Raw genomic sequence first — 19,231 nt, 5'->3', positions numbered from 1 at the left:
TTATTTATTTCTTTGTTTTCACGCGCGGTAGTATTTTCGAAAGAGGAACCGATCGTTCAATCTTCCAAGTTGATTCATCATCCGGCTCGTAGTTTTCTAAGAAACGGATCACTTCTTTTGTAATAGGCGTTGGTGTAGAAGCGCCAGCAGTAATGGCAACGGTATTTACGCCTTGCAGCCACTCCAGCTTGAGCTCACTTAGGTCACCAATACGGTAAGCCTGCGTTCCAGCAATCTCCATTGACACTTGTGCCAGACGGTTGGAGTTATTACTTTTTGGATCGCCGACAACAATGGTAAGATCGGCTTGGCCAGCTTGCTGAGATACAGCTTCCTGACGTACTTGTGTCGCAAGACAAATTTCTTGATGGTACTCGACGTGAGGATATTTCTCTTTTATGAGCTCCATCAGATCGTGGACATCCCACTGAGACATCGTTGTCTGATTGGTGATAAGCAATTTATCTGATGTTAAATCGAGCGCCTCAATGTCCGCTTCTGATTCGACAAGATGCACCTTGTCAGGGGCTACTCCGACAGCTCCCTCTGGCTCAGGATGACCTTTTTTTCCGATATAAATAATGTCATACCCATCGGCTGTTTTCTCTGAAATGAGTTCATGTGTTTTCGTTACATCGGGACAGGTTGCATCAATGGCGACAAGACCTTTTTCTTCTGCAATTTGACGAACCTCAGGTGAAACGCCGTGAGCAGTGAAAATAACTGTTCCGCTTTCAACCTGCTTTAAAATGTCCAAGCGGTTTGGGCCGTCCAGTGTGTAGATCCCATCTTCTTCGAAGGCATCTGTCACGTGTTTGTTGTGCACAATCATACCTAATATATAAATTGGGCGTGGCAAGTTTTTATCAAGTGCGGCATTTTTAGCAATGACCATTGCATCTACAACGCCATAGCAATAGCCACGCGGCGAAATTTTAATTACATTCATTTATTCGTCCTCCTGTAGGGAAGTGCTGCTAGAGAAGAACAATATAAAAAGCCGTGGAAAAACGGCTTTTTATCATTCTCTAGCTTCCATTATAGCCAAAGTAAGCGTATATATCAAAGATTGTTATACGCAGGGGACACTTCGCCGTTAAAAGATCACTAGACATATAGTTTTGGAACAGAGCTGCCAGGTCTTTTTTTCGGTTTTGCTTCAGGAGCAGGTGATGTGTGAGGAGCTGCTTTTTTGACGAGGATGTCCTCTGGTTCTTCGTTTTCTTCTATTTCATCATCTCCTGATGCAACCTCTTTTTGCACTTCTGTTTCCTCGCCGATTTCTTTAGGTTCTTCATCTGTACTTGTTTCATCATCATCTGCACTGCCAAGCTGGCTGTACAGCTTAATCATCGCAGGCAAATTTCTGACTAAAGGACCGTATTGCTGAATCATTGGCGTAAATTGCTGCGCCATTCCGAGCACCTTTTGAACATTTCCCAACATGCTTGAGAGGGTTGCAGGATTTGCGAAGCTCTGGATTCCTTGTAATCCCGCACCACCTCCAGAAACCCCTGCTCCCCCTGCGCCAGGAAGAAATTTAGAGAGCAAGCCTTTCATTCCTGCTCCGCCGCCTAGTGCACGGCTTTCGCCTCCTGGAATTCCGCCCATTCCGCGTACACCGCCTCCCTGTACAGACGGGGAGCGAGGCATCATTTGCTGAAATTGATTGCCTTGCCCTTGAAAAGGCTGTTCGATAGGAGCCTGCTGCCTCCTTTGAAAAATTCCGGGCTGTCCGCCATTTCCAAGATGCCGGCGTGAGGGACGGTGCGGCTGAAAATCGCCCATAGGCCTTTGCCCTAACATACTTGTACCTCCCTTACTGCATTCTCTTTCTAATCATAGGTTATGCAAGGAAGCATCAATTGGTTTCCTGTAAGAAAAGCGGACATGGTTTTTTTGCTGAAAATCAGCTATAATGAGGAGATGAGCAAAAAGGCATTGCCTTAAGGAGTGAAAACATGAACGAAACAAAATTTACGACATATGAATTAAAGTCTTTTATAATAGATGCTATTCATGAACTGGGCTTTTATGAGCCAACTGATATTCAAAAAAGAATTATCCCTGCTGTGTTAAAAGGAGAAAGCGTGATTGGTCAATCACAAACAGGAACAGGGAAAACCCACGCGTACTTATTGCCGCTTATTCATTCAATTGATCCAAGCAAAGAGCACGTACAAGTCGTGATTACTGCACCTACAAGAGAATTAGCCAATCAAATTTTCAAAGAAGCCCAAACGATCTTAAAGAAGGCCTCTCCAGAAGAAGAAATTAAAGCAAAGCTTTACATTGGCGGAACGGACAAGCAGAAATCCATTCAAAAGCTAAAAAACCAGCCGCATTTGGTTGTCGGCACACCTGGACGTATTGCGGACCTCATTCATGAGCAGGCGCTGAACGTTTACAAAGCGACATCTCTTGTCATTGATGAAGCGGATTTAATGCTGGATATGGGCTTTTTAGAAGATGTGGACCGTATTGGTTCACAAATGCCAGAGCAGCTGCAAATGCTTGTGTTCTCAGCAACGATTCCAGAAAAACTAAAGCCATTCCTGAAAAAATATATGGACAATCCAAAATATGCCCATGTTGAACCAAAACGGATTACAGCTGAAAACATCCAGCATATTTTAGTCCCATCTAAACAGCGCGACAAGCTAAAATTGCTCCATGAAATGGTGACGAATGTACAGCCTTATTTAGGCATCATTTTTGCCAATACAAAAACAACCGTTGATGAAATCGCATCATTCCTACAAGAAAAAGGAATGAAAGTTGGAGTGCTTCATGGCGGATTAACGCCGCGCGAACGTAAAAAAGTGATGAAACAAATTGATGATTTAGAGTTCACTTATATTGTGGCATCTGACCTTGCAGCCCGCGGAATTGATATTAAAGGTGTCAGCCATGTGATCAACTATGAGCTTCCATCTGATCTTGATTTTTATGTTCACCGTGTTGGTCGAACGGCTCGAGCTGGTTCATCTGGAATTGCGATGACTATTTATGAGCTTGCTGATGAGGATGCACTCATTCAAATTGAGAAAATGGGCGTTGTGTTTGAAAACAAAACCATTGTTCATGGCGAATGGCGAGATGCAGATGACCGCTTGAAGCGTCAAAGACGTAAAAAAGCACCTAATGAAATTGAAGAAAAAGCAAAGCGTCTTGTGAGAAAACCGAAAGCCGTCAAACCTGGATATAAAAAGAAAATGACACGTGAGATGGACAAAATCAAAAGACAGGAACGTAGAAAGTCAAAGCGTAATGGAAAGTAGGGGGAAACATTGTTGAAGGTTGGTTCACATGTATCCATGAGCGGAAAACATATGCTTCTTGCAGCGAGTCAAGAAGCTGCCTCTTATGGTTCGAATACGTTTATGATTTATACAGGTGCACCGCAAAATACGCGCCGTAAAAAAATTGAAGACCTCAATATTGAAGCTGGACAAGCGCATATGAAAGAGCATGGTATGACAGATATCGTCGTGCATGCACCATATATTATTAATATTGGGAACACCGTCAATCCAGCGACGTTTGAGCTTGGTGTGGACTTCCTTCGCTCTGAGATTGAACGTACAGAAGCGCTAGGTGCGAGGCAGATTGTTCTCCACCCAGGTGCACATGTCGGAGCAGGACCAGAAGCAGGAATCCAAAAAATCATTGAAGGTTTAAACGAAGTCATCGTAAAAGGGCAAAAGGTTCAAATTGCACTTGAAACAATGGCTGGCAAAGGATCAGAGTGCGGGAGAAGCTTTGAAGAGCTTGCCCAAATTATCGACGGAGTGACACATAACGAAGCACTTTCTGTCTGCTTTGATACGTGTCACACACACGATGCTGGTTATCCGATTGTGACTGACTTTGATGGGGTGTTAGAAGAATTTGATCGAATCGTCGGTATTGACCGAATCAAGGTTCTTCATATTAATGACAGTAAAAACGTACAAGGCGCAAGAAAAGACCGACATGAAAATATCGGCTTTGGTGAAATTGGCTTCGATGCACTGAACAATATTGTGCATCATCCGCAGCTTCAAGATGTACCAAAAATCTTAGAAACGCCTTATGTAGGTGAAGATAAAAAGAACAAAAAGCCACCTTACAAATTCGAAATTGCAATGCTAAAAGAAAAGCAATTTGACGAAGGCTTACTAGATAAAATTAAGAATCAGTAAAAAAGCATATAACATCATGAGGTGCCGCTAAATGCGGCCCTTTTTTGTTTAACTTGTAAACTGATTAAACAGATCATTGACAGTCTGAGCTGTCTGTTTAGATGTAATCGCTTCTACTTGCTTAAGAAGCCGGCTACGCTCTGCATCATTAAAAATATTGATGTTCTTCCCATTCATGAGTTTGGCCACCTCAGCAGCTTGGTTTGACGTTAAACTGACACCATACTGCTTCGCATACCTTAACAGATCATTTGCTGTGATCTGATTGAGCCGTTGCAGGACAATTTTTTGAATTAAAATCAATTCCATTCCTCCCCTCTGTAACAATGTATGGGCGAAAACGGAAAATGTGCAAAAAATTTTATTTTACCCTGTGAAATGATAAAATAGTAAAGTGAATAAAATGTTCATTGAAAATTTAAGTTGTGTAGAGGGGAGAACGTATGGCAAATAGTAAACAGCATAGAAAGGAATCAGTGCCTCATTTTATATTTAGAATTTTCCTGATTCTAGTAGGAGCTACATGCGCAGCAGTCAGCATTGAATTATTTTTAGTGCCAAACAATATTATCGATGGAGGCATCATCGGCATTTCGCTTATTTTGGATTATCTCTTTACAGATAACCCATTCATCAATTTTGCGACGATTGTTGTCATTTTGAATATTCCATTTATGATATCAGGATACAAACATATTGGCAAAACCTTTCTGGTTTCCACAGTAATTGGGATTGTCAGCTTAGCCGTGATTGAATCTTCACTCCATCATGTAGAGGCATTTACAAATCAGCCAATCTTAGCCACTGTATTTGGCGGGCTATTACTTGGTTTTGGTGTGGGACTTGTCATTCGAAATGGAGGCTCAATGGATGGAACAGAGATCTTAGGCATTCTGCTAACGAAAAAAATTCCATTCTCCGTCGGTGAGTTTGTCATGATCGTCAATGTGTTCATTTTTATTTGGGCAGGCTTTGTCTTCGGACCAGAGCAGGCTATGTATTCTGTTATGACATATTATTTGGCAATGAAAACAATTGATGCTGTCATTCAAGGGCTTGATGAAACAAAAGCTGTCATTATCGTGTCAGATTATTATGATGAAATTTCAGATGCGATTCTTCATCGACTTGGCAGGGGAACGACAAAGCTGAGAGGGAAAGGCGGTTATACAGATGAAGAAAAAGATGTCATCTACGCCGTTGTCACAAGACTTGAAATCACAAAGCTAAAATCCATTGTATTTGAAATTGATAGTCAAGCATTTATTACGATTATGGATACGCATGAAACAAAAGGCGGTAAGTTCAAAACAGCCATTCATTAGCTTTTATTTTACTTTTTAATCTTTCTTTTATATAATGAAATGTATGTATGGACAGAGAAAATGGCAAAAGCCATTTTCTTTTTGTTGTATAAATCGTAATCATTCTTTTTATATTGATTAAAGGTGGAAAGATTCATGGCAAAGCCAATTATTGAAATGAAGGACATTTCGTACTCGTATGGACAGCGAAATGTCATAGATCACATTCATTTAACAGTCGAGGAAGGAAATTTTCTAGCACTTGTTGGACCGAATGGATCTGGTAAAACAACCTTATTAAAGTGCCTGCTTGGGCTCATTAAACCACAGCAAGGTGAATTAAAGCTATTTGGCACGCCTGCTTCAAAATTTAGAGACTGGGATCAAATTGGATTTGTTTCTCAAAAGGCGAATAGTTTTAATACAGGTTTCCCTGCTTCTGTTTACGAAGTCGTCGCAAGTGGATTGACGGCGAAAATAGGTTTATTCAAACGAATGAGCAAGCAGGACAAATGGCAAGTTGAGGAAGCCATTCGTTCAGTTGGGATACAAGATTTAAAGCACCAAAACATCGGGGAACTTTCAGGCGGTCAGCAGCAGCGTGCCTTTATTGCACGTGCGCTCGTCAGTCAGCCGAAGCTGCTCATTTTAGATGAACCGACGGTTGGGGTAGACCAGCGGACAGTAGAAGGCTTTTATCAGCTGCTCGAAACATTAAACAAAGAAAAAGGAATGTCTTTAATTCTCGTCACACACGACGTGGGCACCGTTTCTGATAAAGTCACCCATGTGGCTTGTTTAAATCAGACACTTCATTTCCACGGAGATGCAGCAACGTTTGATTCAATGGATGATCAGGCGTTATCTCAATTTTACGGACATGACATTCAAGTGATTCATCACGATCATCACCATCATGGGGGACATGAATAATGCTATTTCCATTTTTTCATTATGAATTTTTACAAAATGCGTTTATCGCAGGAATGCTGATCGGTTTTATTGCGCCCTTGCTTGGTGTATTTATCGTCGTGAGAAGGCTCTCGCTGATTGCAGATGCCCTCAGTCACGTATCACTTGCCGGTATTGCAGCTAGTTTATTTCTTGATAAAAAGTTTGGCCTCTTGACAGGGGTAAGCCCGCTGTACTTAGGGATGGCGTTTTCTGTTGCCGGTTCGTTATTTATTGAACGCCTGCGCTCTGTGTATAAGCATTATCAGGAGCTGGCGATACCTATTATTTTATCTGGCGGGATTGGGATTTCCGTCATCTTCATTTCACTAGCGAATGGCTTTAATACAGATTTGTTTAGTTATTTGTTCGGAAGTGTCAGTGCGGTGTCGAGATTAGATCTTTGGATTGTTGTTGGGATCTCACTCGTTGTGGTGTTAGTTGTCGTGCTTTTATATAAAGAATTATTTTTACTTTCTTTTGATGAAGAGCATGCAAAGGCTTCTGGTATTTCAGCGAAATGGATTCATTTTATTTTTATCTTAGTTGTCGCACTTGTCATTGCGGCATCGATGCGTATCGTAGGTACACTACTTGTCTCTGCGCTCATGACACTTCCTGTTGCGGCAAGTATCCGCATTGCCAAAGGGTTCAAACAGGCGATTTTCCTTTCGATCTTGTTCGGTGAATTGTCTGTATTGGCGGGATTGATCTTAAGCTATTATCTAGATTTAGCGCCAGGCGGAACCATTGTGATGCTGTCCATTTTGATTTTAATCGGATGTATTTTTATTGGAAAATTCAAAAGGGGGAATCATCATGAACGTACAAGAAGCGCTTGATTTATTAAAGGAAAAAGGCTACAAGTATACAAGCAAACGTGAAGACATGCTTCAACTGTTTTCTGATTCTGATAAATATTTGACTGCTAAAAATGTGCTGACGGCACTAAGTGAAGACTACCCGGGTCTTAGCTTTGATACGATTTACCGAAACCTGTCGCTATATGAAGACTTAGGTATATTAGAAACAACGGAATTGTCAGGTGAGAAGCTTTTTCGTTTTAAATGTTCCTTTTCTCATCACCACCATCATTTTATTTGTCTGACATGCGGTAAAACAAAGGAGATCGATGCCTGCCCTATGGACAAGTTAGACGCCGATCTAGAGGATTATCACATTAGCGGACATAAATTCGAAATATACGGAACGTGTCCTTCCTGCGAACCGAAGGAAGTTCACTCATAAAACAGCCAGCCGCAGAGCTGGCTTTTTCTCTTGTCTTTTTGAAAACGTTTTACAAAGGGCGGCTGTTTCATTAAAATGAGAACAAGGTACTGAAGAAATTTGTGTCTTTTGGAGTAAAGGGAGGGTCAAAAGTGGCGTATTATGTCGTGTTTGATGTAGGCGGGACGAGAACAAAACATGGATTAATGGATCGGGATGGGGGGCTGGTCACGAGCGGTGACTATGAAACGAATTGCCGTCAGCTTGAACCGTTTTTAGAAGCGATGGCGGATGTGGTCAAACAATATCAGAGAACGTCAGATGTTAGCGGAATCGCCATTAGTCTTCCGGGCTTTGTGGACAGTGAAACAGGTTATACAGAATTTGCAGGAGCCATCATTGCCTTAAATGGTCAAAATGTAAAAACTCTTTTAGAAGAGAAAACCTCTCTTCGTGTTGAAGTCGAAAATGATGCGAACTGTGCAGCTCTTGCAGAAAAATACAGTGGCCATGCGAAAGAGTGTGACAGTTTTATTTGTATGACGCTTGGCACAGGTGTTGGCGGTGGTATTTTCGCTGGCGGTCAGCTTGTACGCGGGGCTTCCTTCCGCGGCGGTGAATTTGGCATGATGCTGACAGAGACAGACAATGGACAATTTACAACACTCAACAGCAGTGCTTCAACAGCTGGTTTAATTCGCAGCTATAAAGAAAAGCAAGGAATTCCGCAAAGCACGCAAATAGACGGTCAAGACATTTTTGAAAAGGCAAAGCATGATCCGTCCATTGAAAAGCTAGTGGATCAGTGGTACAAGCGAATCGCCATTGGTATTTACAATGTAGCAACTGTCCTTAATCCTGAGAAAATCCTCATTGGTGGGGGCGTTAGTGCCAGACCAGATTTGCTATCAAATATTGAGAAACATTTACATACTCTGCCTGCGTGGAAGAACATTCAAGTGAAGGTGGAAACGTGCTATTACTTGAATCAGGCAGGCATGAAGGGAGCGCTGTACCATTTCCTCATGACAGAAGGGAAGCTTGCTCCATCAAAAAAGCCGATACATTAGAGTATCGGCTTTTCTGTATTAATAAGCAGTTTCCAAACGCTGCTCGTATTGTTTAATCCATTGAGATGCTTCCTGCCAGTTGTTGACACGTATAATCCTCTCGTCAATGGGCATTTGATTATATGGGGAGTTAAAAAGAATAACCGGGATGTCAGCCTCTTTTGCAATCATTGTGGCATTTCCATGATGATCCTCGAAAAACACATCAATTTTGTGCTTTTGAACAGCTTCGAGCTTATGATGACCGCCAACCAGCTCAATGTCATCATAGTGCACGTGATGTTTGTGAAACCACTCGTAGGTGATATCCGCATGATGCTGCCTTCTCGCTGTAATATAGATCAGCCTGTGTTGATGTTTCATTTGATCAAGCATCTCTTTTGCGTCCTTAGCAGGCTTTGCCTGTTTATATATAAGAGGCTCATGCTGATTCATCCAGCCCCAAAACTCTTCTTGAGAAATATTTAAAAGCTTCGTCAAATCATATTCTGTCATATCATCTAGTGTCATGGCACATTGGAACGACTCATTTAAATAGGGAACAAAGGTGTCCTGCGCCGTCACTGTGCCATCTATATCAATTCCTAAACGTAACATGCCCACACTCCTCATTTTTATACTCTTAAAGTGTAACATAATCAATTCACAATTCCAGCAAGTTTTAGCAAACATGAAACAGACATTTTTGCTCATACTAAAAAAGCTCCTTTCTATTAACCAAAAGGGGGAATTGATCATGGAAAGAGACGAAGATTTCAGAAGAAATGATCGTGAAATCGACACACACTTTAGTAATGATGATGGCTATCTAGAGGAAACAGCTGCTGAAATTGCAGAGCCATATCAGGCTTCAAGAGATCGAGTAGACAGACGAGAACGTGACCAAGTAGGTGACGATTCAGGCAGTAAGGGGATAGGCTATACAGCACTCGCGATTGCGATTATCTCGTTATTTGTCTTGCCGGTGCTATTAGGAGTAGCGGCAATCGTCGTTGGTTATATTGCAAGAAGAAAAGGAGCACATGCGCTTGGCGCATGGTCAATCGGGATCGGAATTGTTTCCGTCATCCTTGGCATATTTATCACCCCGTTCTTTTAACAAGAACAGAAAAACGCCTGACAGTGACGTCAGGCGTTTTTTGTTATGCGTTGGCTTTTGCTTTTTCAGCTTCCATTTTTGCATAATGCTCTTCAGCAATTTTATCGATTTCTTTTTTCAGTTCTTCGACCATTGTTTCTTCTGGCACTTTACGAACAATTTCACCTTTACGGAACAATAGGCCTTCTCCTCTAGCTCCGGCAATTCCGATATCAGCTTCACGCGCTTCACCTGGACCGTTTACAGCACAGCCAAGAACAGCTACTTTAATCGGTGCTTTAATCGTGGAGATATATTCTTCGACTTCATTTGCAATGCTAATGAGGTCAATTTCGATTCGTCCACAAGTTGGGCAAGAGATCAGTGTGGCTGCATTTGCTGCAAGACCAAATGATTTCAACAGTTCACGTGCTACTTTTACTTCCTCAACTGGATCAGCACTTAATGAGATGCGGAGTGTATTCCCAATCCCCATATTCAAGATAGCACCGAGACCAGCTGCACTTTTGACCGTACCTGCAAATAATGTACCTGATTCTGTAATTCCAAGGTGAAGAGGGTAGTCAAATGCTTTTGCAGCTTTTTCGTACGCCTCAATCGCTAGGTTGACATCAGATGCTTTCATGCTGACGATGATATCATGAAAATCTAGATCTTCAAGAATTTTAATGTGGTGCAGTGCACTTTCGACCATACCATCTGCTGTTGGGTAGCCGTATTTATCAAGAATTTTTTTCTCTAATGAACCAGCGTTTACCCCAATACGGATTGGAATGCCTTTTTCTTTTGCTGCTTTCACAACCGCTTCGACTTTTTCTCGTCTTCCGATGTTTCCTGGGTTGATTCGAATTTTGTCTGCACCTGCTTCAATCGCTTTCAGTGCAAGCTTGTAGTCAAAATGAATATCGACAACTAGCGGGATGTTGATCTGTTTTTTTATGTCTGCAATCGCATTTGCTGCACGCTCGTCTGGGCATGCGACACGCACAATTTGACAGCCAGCTTCTTCAAGACGCTTAATTTCAGCTACTGTCGCTTCGACATCATGTGTTTTGGTTGTTGCCATACTTTGAATGACAACCTCATTATTTCCACCTATAGTTAAAGGTCCCACTTTGACGGGACGTGTTTTAGTACGATGTGTGACTTCACTCACTTGTCAATCGCTCCTTAGTGTACAAGCAATTCTTTGCCATGTACGTCTTGTTTTACAGTTCATATTGTAACAGTCTCTTTGTATGAATGACAAGGAATTAACGTTTTATCTCTTATATACCGGAAACTTATATGTGCTGCCTGCCCGAATTTCGTTTGCTTTGACGCCTTGATTCAGCTCTTCAAAATCTTCAATGACTTCATCAAGAGGCTTACTTGTATGGACGATAGAGACGACGGTTTCACCTTGTTTCACTGTGACGTTCTTATATGCTTTTTTCTCAGGTGTTTGAAAGGCATTTGCAGGGACAGCTGGACCTTCTTCAACGGGAATGGTGCCATTTTTTAAATCAAAAAAGATAATAAAGAGGACAAACAAACTGATTAGCAAAAAAATAATACGCCGCATTTCACTCACCGCTTTTAAGAGTTTACTTCAGTCTATGCGTGTCCCGAAATGATAGAACCAATATGAGGAAAAAAGCTGGAAAGGGAGGTTCTAGTTCGTTCTAGTGTGTCTTGTATTGAATTTACGCTCGGCGGTGCTTTTTCAAGCTTCTATCACGATTATGATAAAATAAAAGCAGGGGGGAGAGTTTATGAAGAAAATCAGTCAGCATATATATGTGAGAGCGCTAACAGAAGAAGATGCACAATCACTACTCGCACTTGAACTTGAGAATCGCTCCTATTTTCAGCAATTTACACCTTTGGTCAAAGATGATTTTTTCACGTTATCTCGTCAAATTGAACGAATTCAGCGCAGTGTGGAAAGATGCGTACAGGATGAAGCCTACATGCACGGTATTTTCTTAAATGAAACAGATGCCTTAATTGGGACAATCTCATTAAATTCTGTCGTAAGAGGCCCGGTAGAAGGAGCTTGGCTGGGGTATGTACTTGATGAAAAGCATGGCGGGAAAGGGTATATGACAGAAGCCATTCGTTTAATCATCGATTATGCCTTTGATGAGCTGCACCTGCATCGTATTGAAGCTGGAGTAAAGCCGAGTAATATAGGTTCCATTCGTGTGCTTGAAAAGACAGGTTTTGAAAATGAGGGACTCAATCGTAAAAAAGTAAAGATTAATGGCGTGTGGGAAGATCATTATTTGTTTGCGATCATTCATCCGGATGAATCATAGAGAATGCACATACATAAAAAGCTCCTCCAAGTTGGGGGAGCTTTCATATACTAAATTAATTTTTGACAAGTGGTTTATGTTTAGCGGGTATTTCCTTTACAACAAGGTATAAAAAGATAAAGTTAATGACCCAATTTAATAAAAATGAATTCGCAACAGGCGTGTTTAATGCACTCATGATGGCGAAAAAGACTGTTGTTAATGTGAGTGAGTAAGCAGAGAGCTTCCATAGCATTTGGAAGGACAGCTCTTTTTGCTGCATGCGTTTAATAAATGTACCAAGCATCGCAAGGAAAGTTGCGCTAATGAACATGAGAGCCGCAGTTGATAGATATAGCAGCACACAGATGACTGGGATAATAATCGCTTGATTCTGATTTGTGACGCGGGCGAGTTCGTCTTTTGTCAGCGTCCCACCAAGCAGCTGATACGGGATATCTGTCATTTGCCCATCAATAGCAATCACAGCTTTTTCTTTTAATAATGCGATGGCCGTTTGCTTTGATTCAAGCTCACTTGCTTTTATTTTTTCAGCAGGATCAAAAATGATCGTAATGCCGTTTTCTTCTTTTTCTATCGGTTCACTTTGATCCGCTTGAAGCTTTCCTTTTTCGATTGAGAAATCAGGTAAATCTTTTTTGATCACATGCTGAAATCCTGACATCGCATTCGAGATCTCTTGACTCATATGATAGCCCTGTGGAACTGCTGCGATGATCGAAAGGATAAAAATGAATAAAATCGCTTTGCCAATCCCTGTAAACCGTGCTTTCGCAATATCTTTTGGTGAATAAATGCCTTTTAACAATAGTTTAAATACGTTCAATCAATTCACTTCCTACATTCTTTTCTATTTCTCATATTGTATCAATGTCTATCTAACAAGTACAAGTATGGCCTTCATTGCTGGTTAAGATAGAGGGAATGAGGCATAATGTATACAGCAAATAAAAAGGAGGCGGCTGTGACTTGGACGTGCTGTATTGGATTCTGATCATTTGTGCATTTATCATTGCATTTGTTGGACTTGTTTATCCAATTATCCCTAGTGTGGTTTTTATGGTTCTCGGATTTATTCTATATGGTTTCTTTTTCAGCTTCGAGCCGCTGACACTGACGTTTTGGCTCATTCAAGCCGTATTTACCGCGGTATTATTTGCGGCAGATTATGTCTCGAACCTGATTGGGGTCAAGCGTTTTGGCGGTAGCCGTGCAGCTATTTGGGGAAGCACCATTGGGTTATTAGTCGGTCCTTTTGTGATTCCGATTGCAGGAATTATCATTGGTCCATTTATCGGAAGTGTTATAGCAGAGCTCCTTGTTCATCAAAAAGATGTGAAGACAAGTGTGAAAGTAGGATTAGGCTCGTTAATCGGATTTATATCAGGTGTATTTGCCAAAGGATTGATTCAAGCGCTGATGCTGGGCATCTTTTTATTTTATGTCCTTCGATAAATAGAAAAAGGGCGTTTAAAACTCTTTCTAAAGGGTTAAATACAAAATAAACACTGAAATGTTTCAGATCATGAGCAATAACGTTGAAACAAGCCAATTCTTTTGATACTCTTTGAGTAGGGTGAATTGCTTGCTTACGACCTAAGGAAGCATTTCAGTACATACATTTCTAAGGAGGAATTTAACCATGGCTTTTAAACTTCCAGAATTACCATATGCTTACGATGCATTAGAACCACATATCGACAAGGAAACAATGACGATTCACCACACAAAACACCACAACACATATGTAACAAACTTAAACAAAGCAATCGAAGGTGTATCAGCTCTTGAAGATCAATCAATCGAAGAGCTAGTGGCTAACCTAAACTCTGTACCTGAAAACGTTCGTACAGCTGTACGTAACAATGGCGGAGGACATGCTAACCACTCATTATTCTGGACGCTTCTTTCACCAAACGGTGGCGGCGCACCAACTGGTGAACTTGCAGATGCAATCGAAAAAGAATTAGGCGGATTTGAAAAATTCAAATCTGATTTCGCTGCAGCAGCTGCAGGACGCTTTGGTTCTGGTTGGGCATGGCTTGTTGTGAACAATGGCAAACTTGAAATCACAAGCACGCCAAACCAAGATTCTCCTTTAACTGAAGGAAAAACACCAATTCTAGGACTTGACGTTTGGGAGCATGCTTACTACCTAAACTACCAAAACCGTCGTCCTGATTACATTTCAGCTTTCTGGAATGTTGTGAACTGGGATGAAGTGGCTCGCCTTTACAGCGAAGCTAAATAAACCATTTGATTTGAAAAGACCTGCTCTTTAGAGAAGCAGGTCTTTTTATATTTTCCCTCCTTTTTTTACATATCTGTCTTTTGATGAGACAGACTATTGTGTAGAAAAGGAGAATGAAATATATGAGCAGATTAAAGAAAATGTTCGGGGACATGGATGTTACAAGAGATTTAATGCTCCTCCTCACGATTGGCGGATTATACGCACTTGCCATTGCGCTTTCTAATACGTTTGTAAACGTGTATTTATGGAAACAGTCTGGGAAATTCACAGATCTTGCGATTTACAATCTGGCTATTGTTGTGCTTCAGCCCATTACATTTTTATTCGCAGGCCGGCTTGCTAAAAAAATAGACCGGGCGTTTGTCCTTCGTTTCGGCGTGATCTTCTTAGCCGCTTTTTACTTAATTGTCTTAATAGCAGGAGAGCACGCGGCCGCGCGGCTTGTTTTATTAGGGAGTGTCCTTGGGATCGGCTATGGTTTTTACTGGCTTGCTTTTAACGTACTTACCTTTGAGATCACTGAGCCTGAAACAAGAGATTTCTTTAATGGGTTTCTCGGAGTCCTCACCTCTACAGCTGGCATGATCGGTCCACTGATCGCGGGTATTGTCATTTCTCAATTAACAGATGATACGGGCTATACAGTGATTTTTACTTTATCGCTAATTTTGTTTTCATTAGCGGTTGTGATAAGCTTTTTCCTCAAGAGAAGGCAGTCCAAAGGAAAATTTATCATCAAGCAAATATGGAAAGAACGCCATGCCGACGAGAATTGGCGTAAGATTACAACAGCTCACTTTTTTCAAGGGCTTCGTGAAGGGGTCTTTGTCTTCTTAATCAGTGTCTTTGTGTTTATCGCAACAAACAGTGAGCTTGCTCTCGGGACATTTGGTTTGGTGAACTCAGGTGTTGCCTTTTTCGCTTATTTCTTCGCTACGCGTTTGATTAAGAAAAAATGGCGTAAGAAAGCCATTATGCTTGGCGGGCTGATTTTATACGGCGCCTTGTTCTTAATCGTCTTTCACTTGTCCTATGTATCACTTCTCATGTATGCGGTAGCCATCGCGATAGGATATCCGCTTCTGCTTGTTCCATATGTATCCTTAACATACGATGTCATCGGTCATGCAAGGTATGCAAGGAAAGCCCGAATTGAATATATTGTGGTCAGGGAGCTGTTTTTAAATGCTGGCCGTATTTGTTCCATTGTGTTGTTTCTTCTGTCTGTCACTTTACTTGGTGATGAGCTCGGGATACCTGCATCTCTTGTTGTGCTTGGAGCGGGACATACCCTCATTTATTTCTTTGTAAAAGATATTCATTTGAAAGAAAAAACTGCTGATATGAAAGAGGCAGACGGTCAAAAGCCAGTTTCTCAGACGAACCTTATTAAGGGAGAAAGGTAAAATTTCTTACCAATGGAACATCAAATTTCTAGATAAATAATAGAAAAACCGCTAAAATGATGATGGCACCTTTTATACACAAAAAGGGGTGCCATTTCTTTCTTGATAGAAAAGGTGATGTGATGAGAAACAAGAAAAACAAAAAAGACGCGAAGGAAGGGCGCAAAACACTTCCACTTCGGCTGAATTTATTATTTTTAGCTGCGTTTATTATTTTTACCGGTGTTGTTGTAAGACTCGGATTTGTACAAATTGTCAATGGAGAAGATTATAAAAAGCAGGCAGAAAAACAAGAGGATGTGAATGTCAGCTCATCTGCTCCGCGCGGAAAAATTTACGATCGAAACTATAATACGATTGTCAGCAATAAAGCGCTAAATGCCATTACATATACGAGAACCTCGACGACTTCACAAGAAGAGCGGCTCAAAGTGGCTACAAAATTAGCGGATATGATTCATGTGAGTACGAAAAAAATCACCGATCGTGACAAAAAAGATTTCTGGATTTTAACGCACCCGAATGAAGCGAAAAAGCTTGTTCAAAAGGAATCGGAATTAAAGGGTGACGATAAGGTCGCTGATGATAAATTATATGAGCTTCAGCTGAAACGCATCACGGACAAGGAATTAAATCAACTGACGAAAAAAGACTTACAAGTGCTTGCGATTAAAAGACAAATGGATGCAGGCTATGCACTTACGCCTCAATTCATTAAAAATGATGATGTGAAGCCAAGCGAAATTGCTTACGTCTCTGAGCATTTGGACGAGCTGCCAGGTGTGGATGTCACAACAGACTGGTCACGCAGCTATCCGTATAAAGGACTGCTTCGCAGTATGCTCGGCAGCGTGTCCTCAAGTGATGAAGGACTTCCGCAGTCACTTCTTGAACATTATTTATCGCTCGGCTACAGCCGAAATGACCGTGTAGGAAAAAGCTATCTAGAATATCAATATGAAGATGTCCTGCAAGGCCAAAAGGAAAAAGAGCAGAGTACAACTGATAAAGAGGGCAATGTGACAAGCTCTAAAGTGCTAACAGAAGGAAAGAGCGGGAAAGACCTAGTGCTCACCATTGATATTCAGCTGCAAAAAGCAGTAGAAAAAATCGTTGAAAAGAACTTAAGAAGTGCGAAACAAAGAGGCGGGACAGAGCTTCTTGATCGTGCGTTTGTTGTCATGATGGACCCTAGAAATGGAGAAGTTCTCTCCGTTGCGGGGAAACAGATTTCAAACAAAAACGGAAAATACAAATTTGATGACTACGCATTAGGAACGATGACTTCATCCTATGCGATGGGCTCAGCTGTAAAAGGGGCCACTGTACTGACGGGATATAAAACAGGCGTGATTCATATTGGAAGTACCCAGTACGATGAACCGCTGTATATCGCGCAGTCACCGCCTAAGAAATCCTATCAAAATATGGGACTCATTAATGATTTAACGGCACTCGAACGTTCATCTAACGTGTATATGTTTAAAACAGCGATTGCCGTTGGAAAAGGGGAGTATCGTAAGAACCAGCCGCTCCCAATCGATCCGAAAGCTTTTGATACATTCCGTTATAATTTCAGTAAATTTGGTCTTGGCGTCAAAACAGGGATTGACCTGCCAAACGAAGCGACAGGCTACCGGGGAACGTCTACACAATCTGGTCTCCTGCTTGACTATGCAATTGGACAGTATGATACGTTTACACCGCTGCAAATGGCGCAATACGTTTCAACGATTGCCAATGGCGGATATCGTTTACGTCCGCAGCTTGTTAAAGAAGTGAGAGAGCCAGATCCGCAGCGCGGCATTGGTGCTGTAACAGAATCCGTCAAACCGGACGTATTGAATAAGCTAGACATGACAGGTGATGAGATCAAGCGTGTTCAGCAAGGCTTCAAGCTTGTCATGCAGAACCCAAGAGGGACGGCCTACTCGAACTTTGGCAACAAAAAGTATAACCCAGCTGGCAAAACAGGAACCGCTCAATCATTCTATGACGGCCCAATTAAAAGCAAACGCGGCACACCAACATATAACACAACACTTGTTGCGTATGCGCCTGCTGATAATCCAGAAGTGGCCATTTCCGTCGTTGTACCATGGGTGTATCAAGACTACAATCAGCGCTATCCAATTACAAATGATATCGGTGAACAAGTATTAGACAAATACTTTGAGCTAAAATCAAAACAGGAAAGCAATGATACACAAGCGAAGAACAAAAATAAAATTGAAAATGAAGCAGAAACAAACGACTAGACCTTTTCTAGGTAAAAACGCTCACTTTTTGTGGGCGTTTTTTTACGTTTTCTTCAAAATTTTCGAGATAAATTGACAAAATACATAAAAAACATCGCAAGATCTCTACAAAACTTCGACATTTACAAAACCTTAACATTCCATTTAAACGAAATTAATAAAGAACCTTTAATGTATTACTCGTAGGACAAATTATTCAGGGGGTATTCTTGAAATGAAAAAGAACAAATTATGGCTGCTTACTTTCCTTACTATCGCATTGTTAGCATTCGTCACAGCATGCGGAAACAGCAGCTCAAGCGGAGATTCAAAAGACAGTAAAGGAAATGCTTCAAACAAAGATGAGGCATCAGGTTCCATTACCATCTCAGGATCATCTGCGATGCAGCCTTTAGTTCTTGCGGCAGCAGAAAAATTCATGGATAAACATCCAAAAGCCGATATTCAAGTACAAGCCGGCGGTTCAGGAACAGGACTTTCTCAAGTGTCAGAAGGATCTGTACAAATTGGTAACTCAGATGTATTCGCAGAAGAGAAAGACGGAATCGACGCAAAAGCTTTAACAGACCACAAAGTAGCAGTTGTTGGAATGGCCGCAGCTGTAAACCCTGAAGTGGGTGTCAAGGACATCACAAAGGACGAATTGAAAAAAATCTTCACTGGTAAAATCAAAAACTGGAAAGAGCTTGGCGGGAAAGACCAAAAAATCACTCTTGTCAACAGACCTGACTCTTCAGGAACTCGTGCAACATTTGTGAAATATGCACTTGATGGTGCAACACCTGCAGAAGGAATCACAGAAGATTCTTCAAACACAGTGAAAAAACTGATTGCAGAAACGCCAGGTGCGATTGGATACCTAGCATTCTCTTATTTAACAGATGACAAAATTACACCGCTTAGCATTGATGGTGTGAAACCGGAAGAAAGCAATGTAGAAAGCGGTAAATATACAATTTGGGCTTACGAGCATTCTTATACAAAAGGTGAGCCAGATGGTCTAGCAAAACAATTCTTAGATTACCTCATGAGTGATGAAGTACAAAAAGAAATCGTCAAAGACCAAGGCTACATCTCAGTTGCTAATATGAAAGTAGAAAGAGACGCAACAGGCAAACAAACAGATAAGTAAGAGGTCTTGAATTGCTGATGAAGGAAAAGTGGAGCTTTTCACTTTT

21 protein-coding genes are annotated in these 19,231 nt (G+C 41.3%); 14 read left to right on the top strand and 7 right to left on the bottom strand.

What is annotated here, in order from left to right; all coding sequences use genetic code 11:
- Positions 1-4: 4 nt before the first annotated feature.
- Both MHB79_RS11580 and vrrA read right to left on the bottom strand, forming a co-directional pair.
- Positions 5-949: a 4-hydroxy-3-methylbut-2-enyl diphosphate reductase gene (locus tag MHB79_RS11580; protein ID WP_003217509.1), complete on the bottom strand. Its 945-nt coding sequence runs from the start codon at positions 947-949 to the stop codon at positions 5-7.
- Between the two features lie 158 nt (positions 950-1,107).
- Positions 1,108-1,806: a VrrA/YqfQ family protein gene (gene vrrA / locus MHB79_RS11575; RefSeq protein ID WP_106029137.1), complete on the bottom strand. Its 699-nt coding sequence runs from the start codon at positions 1,804-1,806 to the stop codon at positions 1,108-1,110.
- 155 nt (positions 1,807-1,961) lie between these two features.
- Between vrrA and MHB79_RS11570 the strand changes: the two genes are divergently transcribed.
- Together MHB79_RS11570 and MHB79_RS11565 are read left to right on the top strand one after the other, a co-directional pair.
- A complete protein-coding gene (locus MHB79_RS11570) occupies positions 1,962-3,281 on the top strand; it encodes a DEAD/DEAH box helicase (RefSeq protein ID WP_003217519.1) in 1,320 nt (439 codons plus the stop codon).
- A gap of 9 nt (positions 3,282-3,290) precedes the next feature.
- Positions 3,291-4,184 carry a deoxyribonuclease IV gene (locus MHB79_RS11565; protein WP_340989797.1) on the top strand — a complete coding sequence of 298 codons (894 nt, stop codon included), beginning with the start codon at positions 3,291-3,293 and terminating at the stop codon, positions 4,182-4,184.
- A gap of 48 nt (positions 4,185-4,232) precedes the next feature.
- Here the strand turns inward: MHB79_RS11565 and MHB79_RS11560 are convergent, their stop codons facing one another.
- On the bottom strand, positions 4,233-4,487 hold the full coding sequence (locus tag MHB79_RS11560) for a DUF2624 domain-containing protein (RefSeq protein ID WP_003217420.1): 255 nt from the start codon (positions 4,485-4,487) through the stop codon (positions 4,233-4,235).
- Between the two features lie 140 nt (positions 4,488-4,627).
- Between MHB79_RS11560 and MHB79_RS11555 the strand changes: the two genes are divergently transcribed.
- From MHB79_RS11555 to MHB79_RS11535, 5 genes are all read left to right on the top strand, one after another.
- Positions 4,628-5,509, top strand: coding sequence for a YitT family protein (locus MHB79_RS11555; RefSeq protein ID WP_003217308.1), 882 nt, complete (start codon positions 4,628-4,630; stop codon positions 5,507-5,509).
- 135 nt (positions 5,510-5,644) lie between these two features.
- A complete protein-coding gene (locus MHB79_RS11550) occupies positions 5,645-6,421 on the top strand; it encodes a metal ABC transporter ATP-binding protein (protein WP_050943751.1) in 777 nt (258 codons plus the stop codon).
- Positions 6,421-7,281, top strand: coding sequence for a metal ABC transporter permease (locus MHB79_RS11545; protein ID WP_003217436.1), 861 nt, complete (start codon positions 6,421-6,423; stop codon positions 7,279-7,281). The genes MHB79_RS11550 and MHB79_RS11545 overlap by 1 nt, the downstream gene beginning before the upstream one ends.
- Positions 7,259-7,687 carry a Fur family transcriptional regulator gene (locus MHB79_RS11540; protein WP_003217433.1) on the top strand — a complete coding sequence of 143 codons (429 nt, stop codon included), beginning with the start codon at positions 7,259-7,261 and terminating at the stop codon, positions 7,685-7,687. The genes MHB79_RS11545 and MHB79_RS11540 overlap by 23 nt, the downstream gene beginning before the upstream one ends.
- Positions 7,688-7,818: 131 nt before the next feature.
- Complete coding sequence (locus tag MHB79_RS11535; protein ID WP_050943752.1) at positions 7,819-8,736, top strand: ROK family protein; 918 nt, start codon at positions 7,819-7,821, stop codon at positions 8,734-8,736.
- A gap of 18 nt (positions 8,737-8,754) precedes the next feature.
- Here the strand turns inward: MHB79_RS11535 and MHB79_RS11530 are convergent, their stop codons facing one another.
- Positions 8,755-9,333 (bottom strand): 5' nucleotidase, NT5C type, encoded by a 579-nt coding sequence (locus tag MHB79_RS11530; RefSeq protein ID WP_310426258.1) that lies wholly within the window; start codon positions 9,331-9,333, stop codon positions 8,755-8,757.
- Between the two features lie 139 nt (positions 9,334-9,472).
- Between MHB79_RS11530 and MHB79_RS11525 the strand changes: the two genes are divergently transcribed.
- Positions 9,473-9,835 (top strand): DUF308 domain-containing protein, encoded by a 363-nt coding sequence (locus MHB79_RS11525; RefSeq protein ID WP_003217474.1) that lies wholly within the window; start codon positions 9,473-9,475, stop codon positions 9,833-9,835.
- A gap of 43 nt (positions 9,836-9,878) precedes the next feature.
- On the opposite strand, the gene ispG is transcribed toward MHB79_RS11525, so the two are convergent.
- Together ispG and MHB79_RS11515 are read right to left on the bottom strand one after the other, a co-directional pair.
- Positions 9,879-10,991 (bottom strand): flavodoxin-dependent (E)-4-hydroxy-3-methylbut-2-enyl-diphosphate synthase, encoded by a 1,113-nt coding sequence (gene ispG / locus MHB79_RS11520; protein WP_003217392.1) that lies wholly within the window; start codon positions 10,989-10,991, stop codon positions 9,879-9,881.
- A gap of 105 nt (positions 10,992-11,096) precedes the next feature.
- On the bottom strand, positions 11,097-11,399 hold the full coding sequence (locus MHB79_RS11515; RefSeq protein WP_003217371.1) for a hypothetical protein: 303 nt from the start codon (positions 11,397-11,399) through the stop codon (positions 11,097-11,099).
- A 190-nt stretch (positions 11,400-11,589) separates the two neighbouring features.
- Here MHB79_RS11515 and MHB79_RS11510 point away from each other — a divergent pair, with 190 nt between their 5' ends.
- Positions 11,590-12,135 (top strand): GNAT family N-acetyltransferase, encoded by a 546-nt coding sequence (locus MHB79_RS11510; protein WP_137054966.1) that lies wholly within the window; start codon positions 11,590-11,592, stop codon positions 12,133-12,135.
- 55 nt (positions 12,136-12,190) lie between these two features.
- Here MHB79_RS11510 and MHB79_RS11505 read toward each other — a convergent pair whose 3' ends face one another.
- The gene (locus MHB79_RS11505; RefSeq protein WP_003217320.1) at positions 12,191-12,961 is read right to left on the bottom strand and encodes a DUF1189 domain-containing protein; all 771 of its coding nucleotides are present in this window, start codon (positions 12,959-12,961) and stop codon (positions 12,191-12,193) included.
- Positions 12,962-13,104: 143 nt separating this feature from the next.
- Here MHB79_RS11505 and MHB79_RS11500 point away from each other — a divergent pair, with 143 nt between their 5' ends.
- From MHB79_RS11500 to MHB79_RS11480, 5 genes are all read left to right on the top strand, one after another.
- A complete protein-coding gene (locus MHB79_RS11500) occupies positions 13,105-13,590 on the top strand; it encodes a DUF456 domain-containing protein (RefSeq protein ID WP_003217408.1) in 486 nt (161 codons plus the stop codon).
- 187 nt (positions 13,591-13,777) lie between these two features.
- A complete protein-coding gene (sodA, locus tag MHB79_RS11495) occupies positions 13,778-14,386 on the top strand; it encodes a superoxide dismutase SodA (protein ID WP_003217313.1) in 609 nt (202 codons plus the stop codon).
- 122 nt (positions 14,387-14,508) lie between these two features.
- Positions 14,509-15,795, top strand: a complete 1,287-nt coding sequence (locus tag MHB79_RS11490; protein WP_335355989.1) for an MFS transporter — start codon at positions 14,509-14,511, stop codon at positions 15,793-15,795.
- A 122-nt stretch (positions 15,796-15,917) separates the two neighbouring features.
- On the top strand, positions 15,918-18,053 hold the full coding sequence (locus tag MHB79_RS11485) for a peptidoglycan D,D-transpeptidase FtsI family protein (RefSeq protein WP_113387145.1): 2,136 nt from the start codon (positions 15,918-15,920) through the stop codon (positions 18,051-18,053).
- A gap of 214 nt (positions 18,054-18,267) precedes the next feature.
- On the top strand, positions 18,268-19,185 hold the full coding sequence (locus MHB79_RS11480) for a phosphate ABC transporter substrate-binding protein (protein ID WP_003217324.1): 918 nt from the start codon (positions 18,268-18,270) through the stop codon (positions 19,183-19,185).
- Positions 19,186-19,231 lie beyond the last annotated feature (46 nt).

This window comes from Bacillus sp. FSL M7-0558, assembly GCF_038003245.1.
GTDB classification, from domain to species: Bacteria; Bacillota; Bacilli; order Bacillales; family Bacillaceae; genus Bacillus; species Bacillus pumilus.
The sequence above is the reverse complement of the archived record's forward strand: the minus strand, read 5'-3'. Positions and strand labels throughout refer to the sequence as shown.

Excerpts from the sequence above, each read along its gene's own strand:
- MHB79_RS11580 (WP_003217509.1), bottom strand. The coding sequence starts at position 949 with ATGAATGTAATTAAAATTTCGCCGCGTGGCTATTGCTATGGCGTTGTA.
- vrrA (WP_106029137.1), bottom strand. The coding sequence starts at position 1,806 with ATGTTAGGGCAAAGGCCTATGGGCGATTTTCAGCCGCACCGTCCCTCA.
- MHB79_RS11570 (WP_003217519.1), top strand. The coding sequence starts at position 1,962 with ATGAACGAAACAAAATTTACGACATATGAATTAAAGTCTTTTATAATA.
- MHB79_RS11555 (WP_003217308.1), top strand. The coding sequence starts at position 4,628 with ATGGCAAATAGTAAACAGCATAGAAAGGAATCAGTGCCTCATTTTATA.
- MHB79_RS11550 (WP_050943751.1), top strand. The coding sequence starts at position 5,645 with ATGGCAAAGCCAATTATTGAAATGAAGGACATTTCGTACTCGTATGGA.
- MHB79_RS11545 (WP_003217436.1), top strand. The coding sequence starts at position 6,421 with ATGCTATTTCCATTTTTTCATTATGAATTTTTACAAAATGCGTTTATC.
- MHB79_RS11540 (WP_003217433.1), top strand. The coding sequence starts at position 7,259 with ATGAACGTACAAGAAGCGCTTGATTTATTAAAGGAAAAAGGCTACAAG.
- MHB79_RS11530 (WP_310426258.1), bottom strand. The coding sequence starts at position 9,333 with ATGTTACGTTTAGGAATTGATATAGATGGCACAGTGACGGCGCAGGAC.
- MHB79_RS11525 (WP_003217474.1), top strand. The coding sequence starts at position 9,473 with ATGGAAAGAGACGAAGATTTCAGAAGAAATGATCGTGAAATCGACACA.
- MHB79_RS11515 (WP_003217371.1), bottom strand. The coding sequence starts at position 11,399 with ATGCGGCGTATTATTTTTTTGCTAATCAGTTTGTTTGTCCTCTTTATT.
- MHB79_RS11510 (WP_137054966.1), top strand. The coding sequence starts at position 11,590 with ATGAAGAAAATCAGTCAGCATATATATGTGAGAGCGCTAACAGAAGAA.
- sodA (WP_003217313.1), top strand. The coding sequence starts at position 13,778 with ATGGCTTTTAAACTTCCAGAATTACCATATGCTTACGATGCATTAGAA.
- MHB79_RS11490 (WP_335355989.1), top strand. The coding sequence starts at position 14,509 with ATGAGCAGATTAAAGAAAATGTTCGGGGACATGGATGTTACAAGAGAT.
- MHB79_RS11485 (WP_113387145.1), top strand. The coding sequence starts at position 15,918 with ATGAGAAACAAGAAAAACAAAAAAGACGCGAAGGAAGGGCGCAAAACA.
- MHB79_RS11480 (WP_003217324.1), top strand. The coding sequence starts at position 18,268 with ATGAAAAAGAACAAATTATGGCTGCTTACTTTCCTTACTATCGCATTG.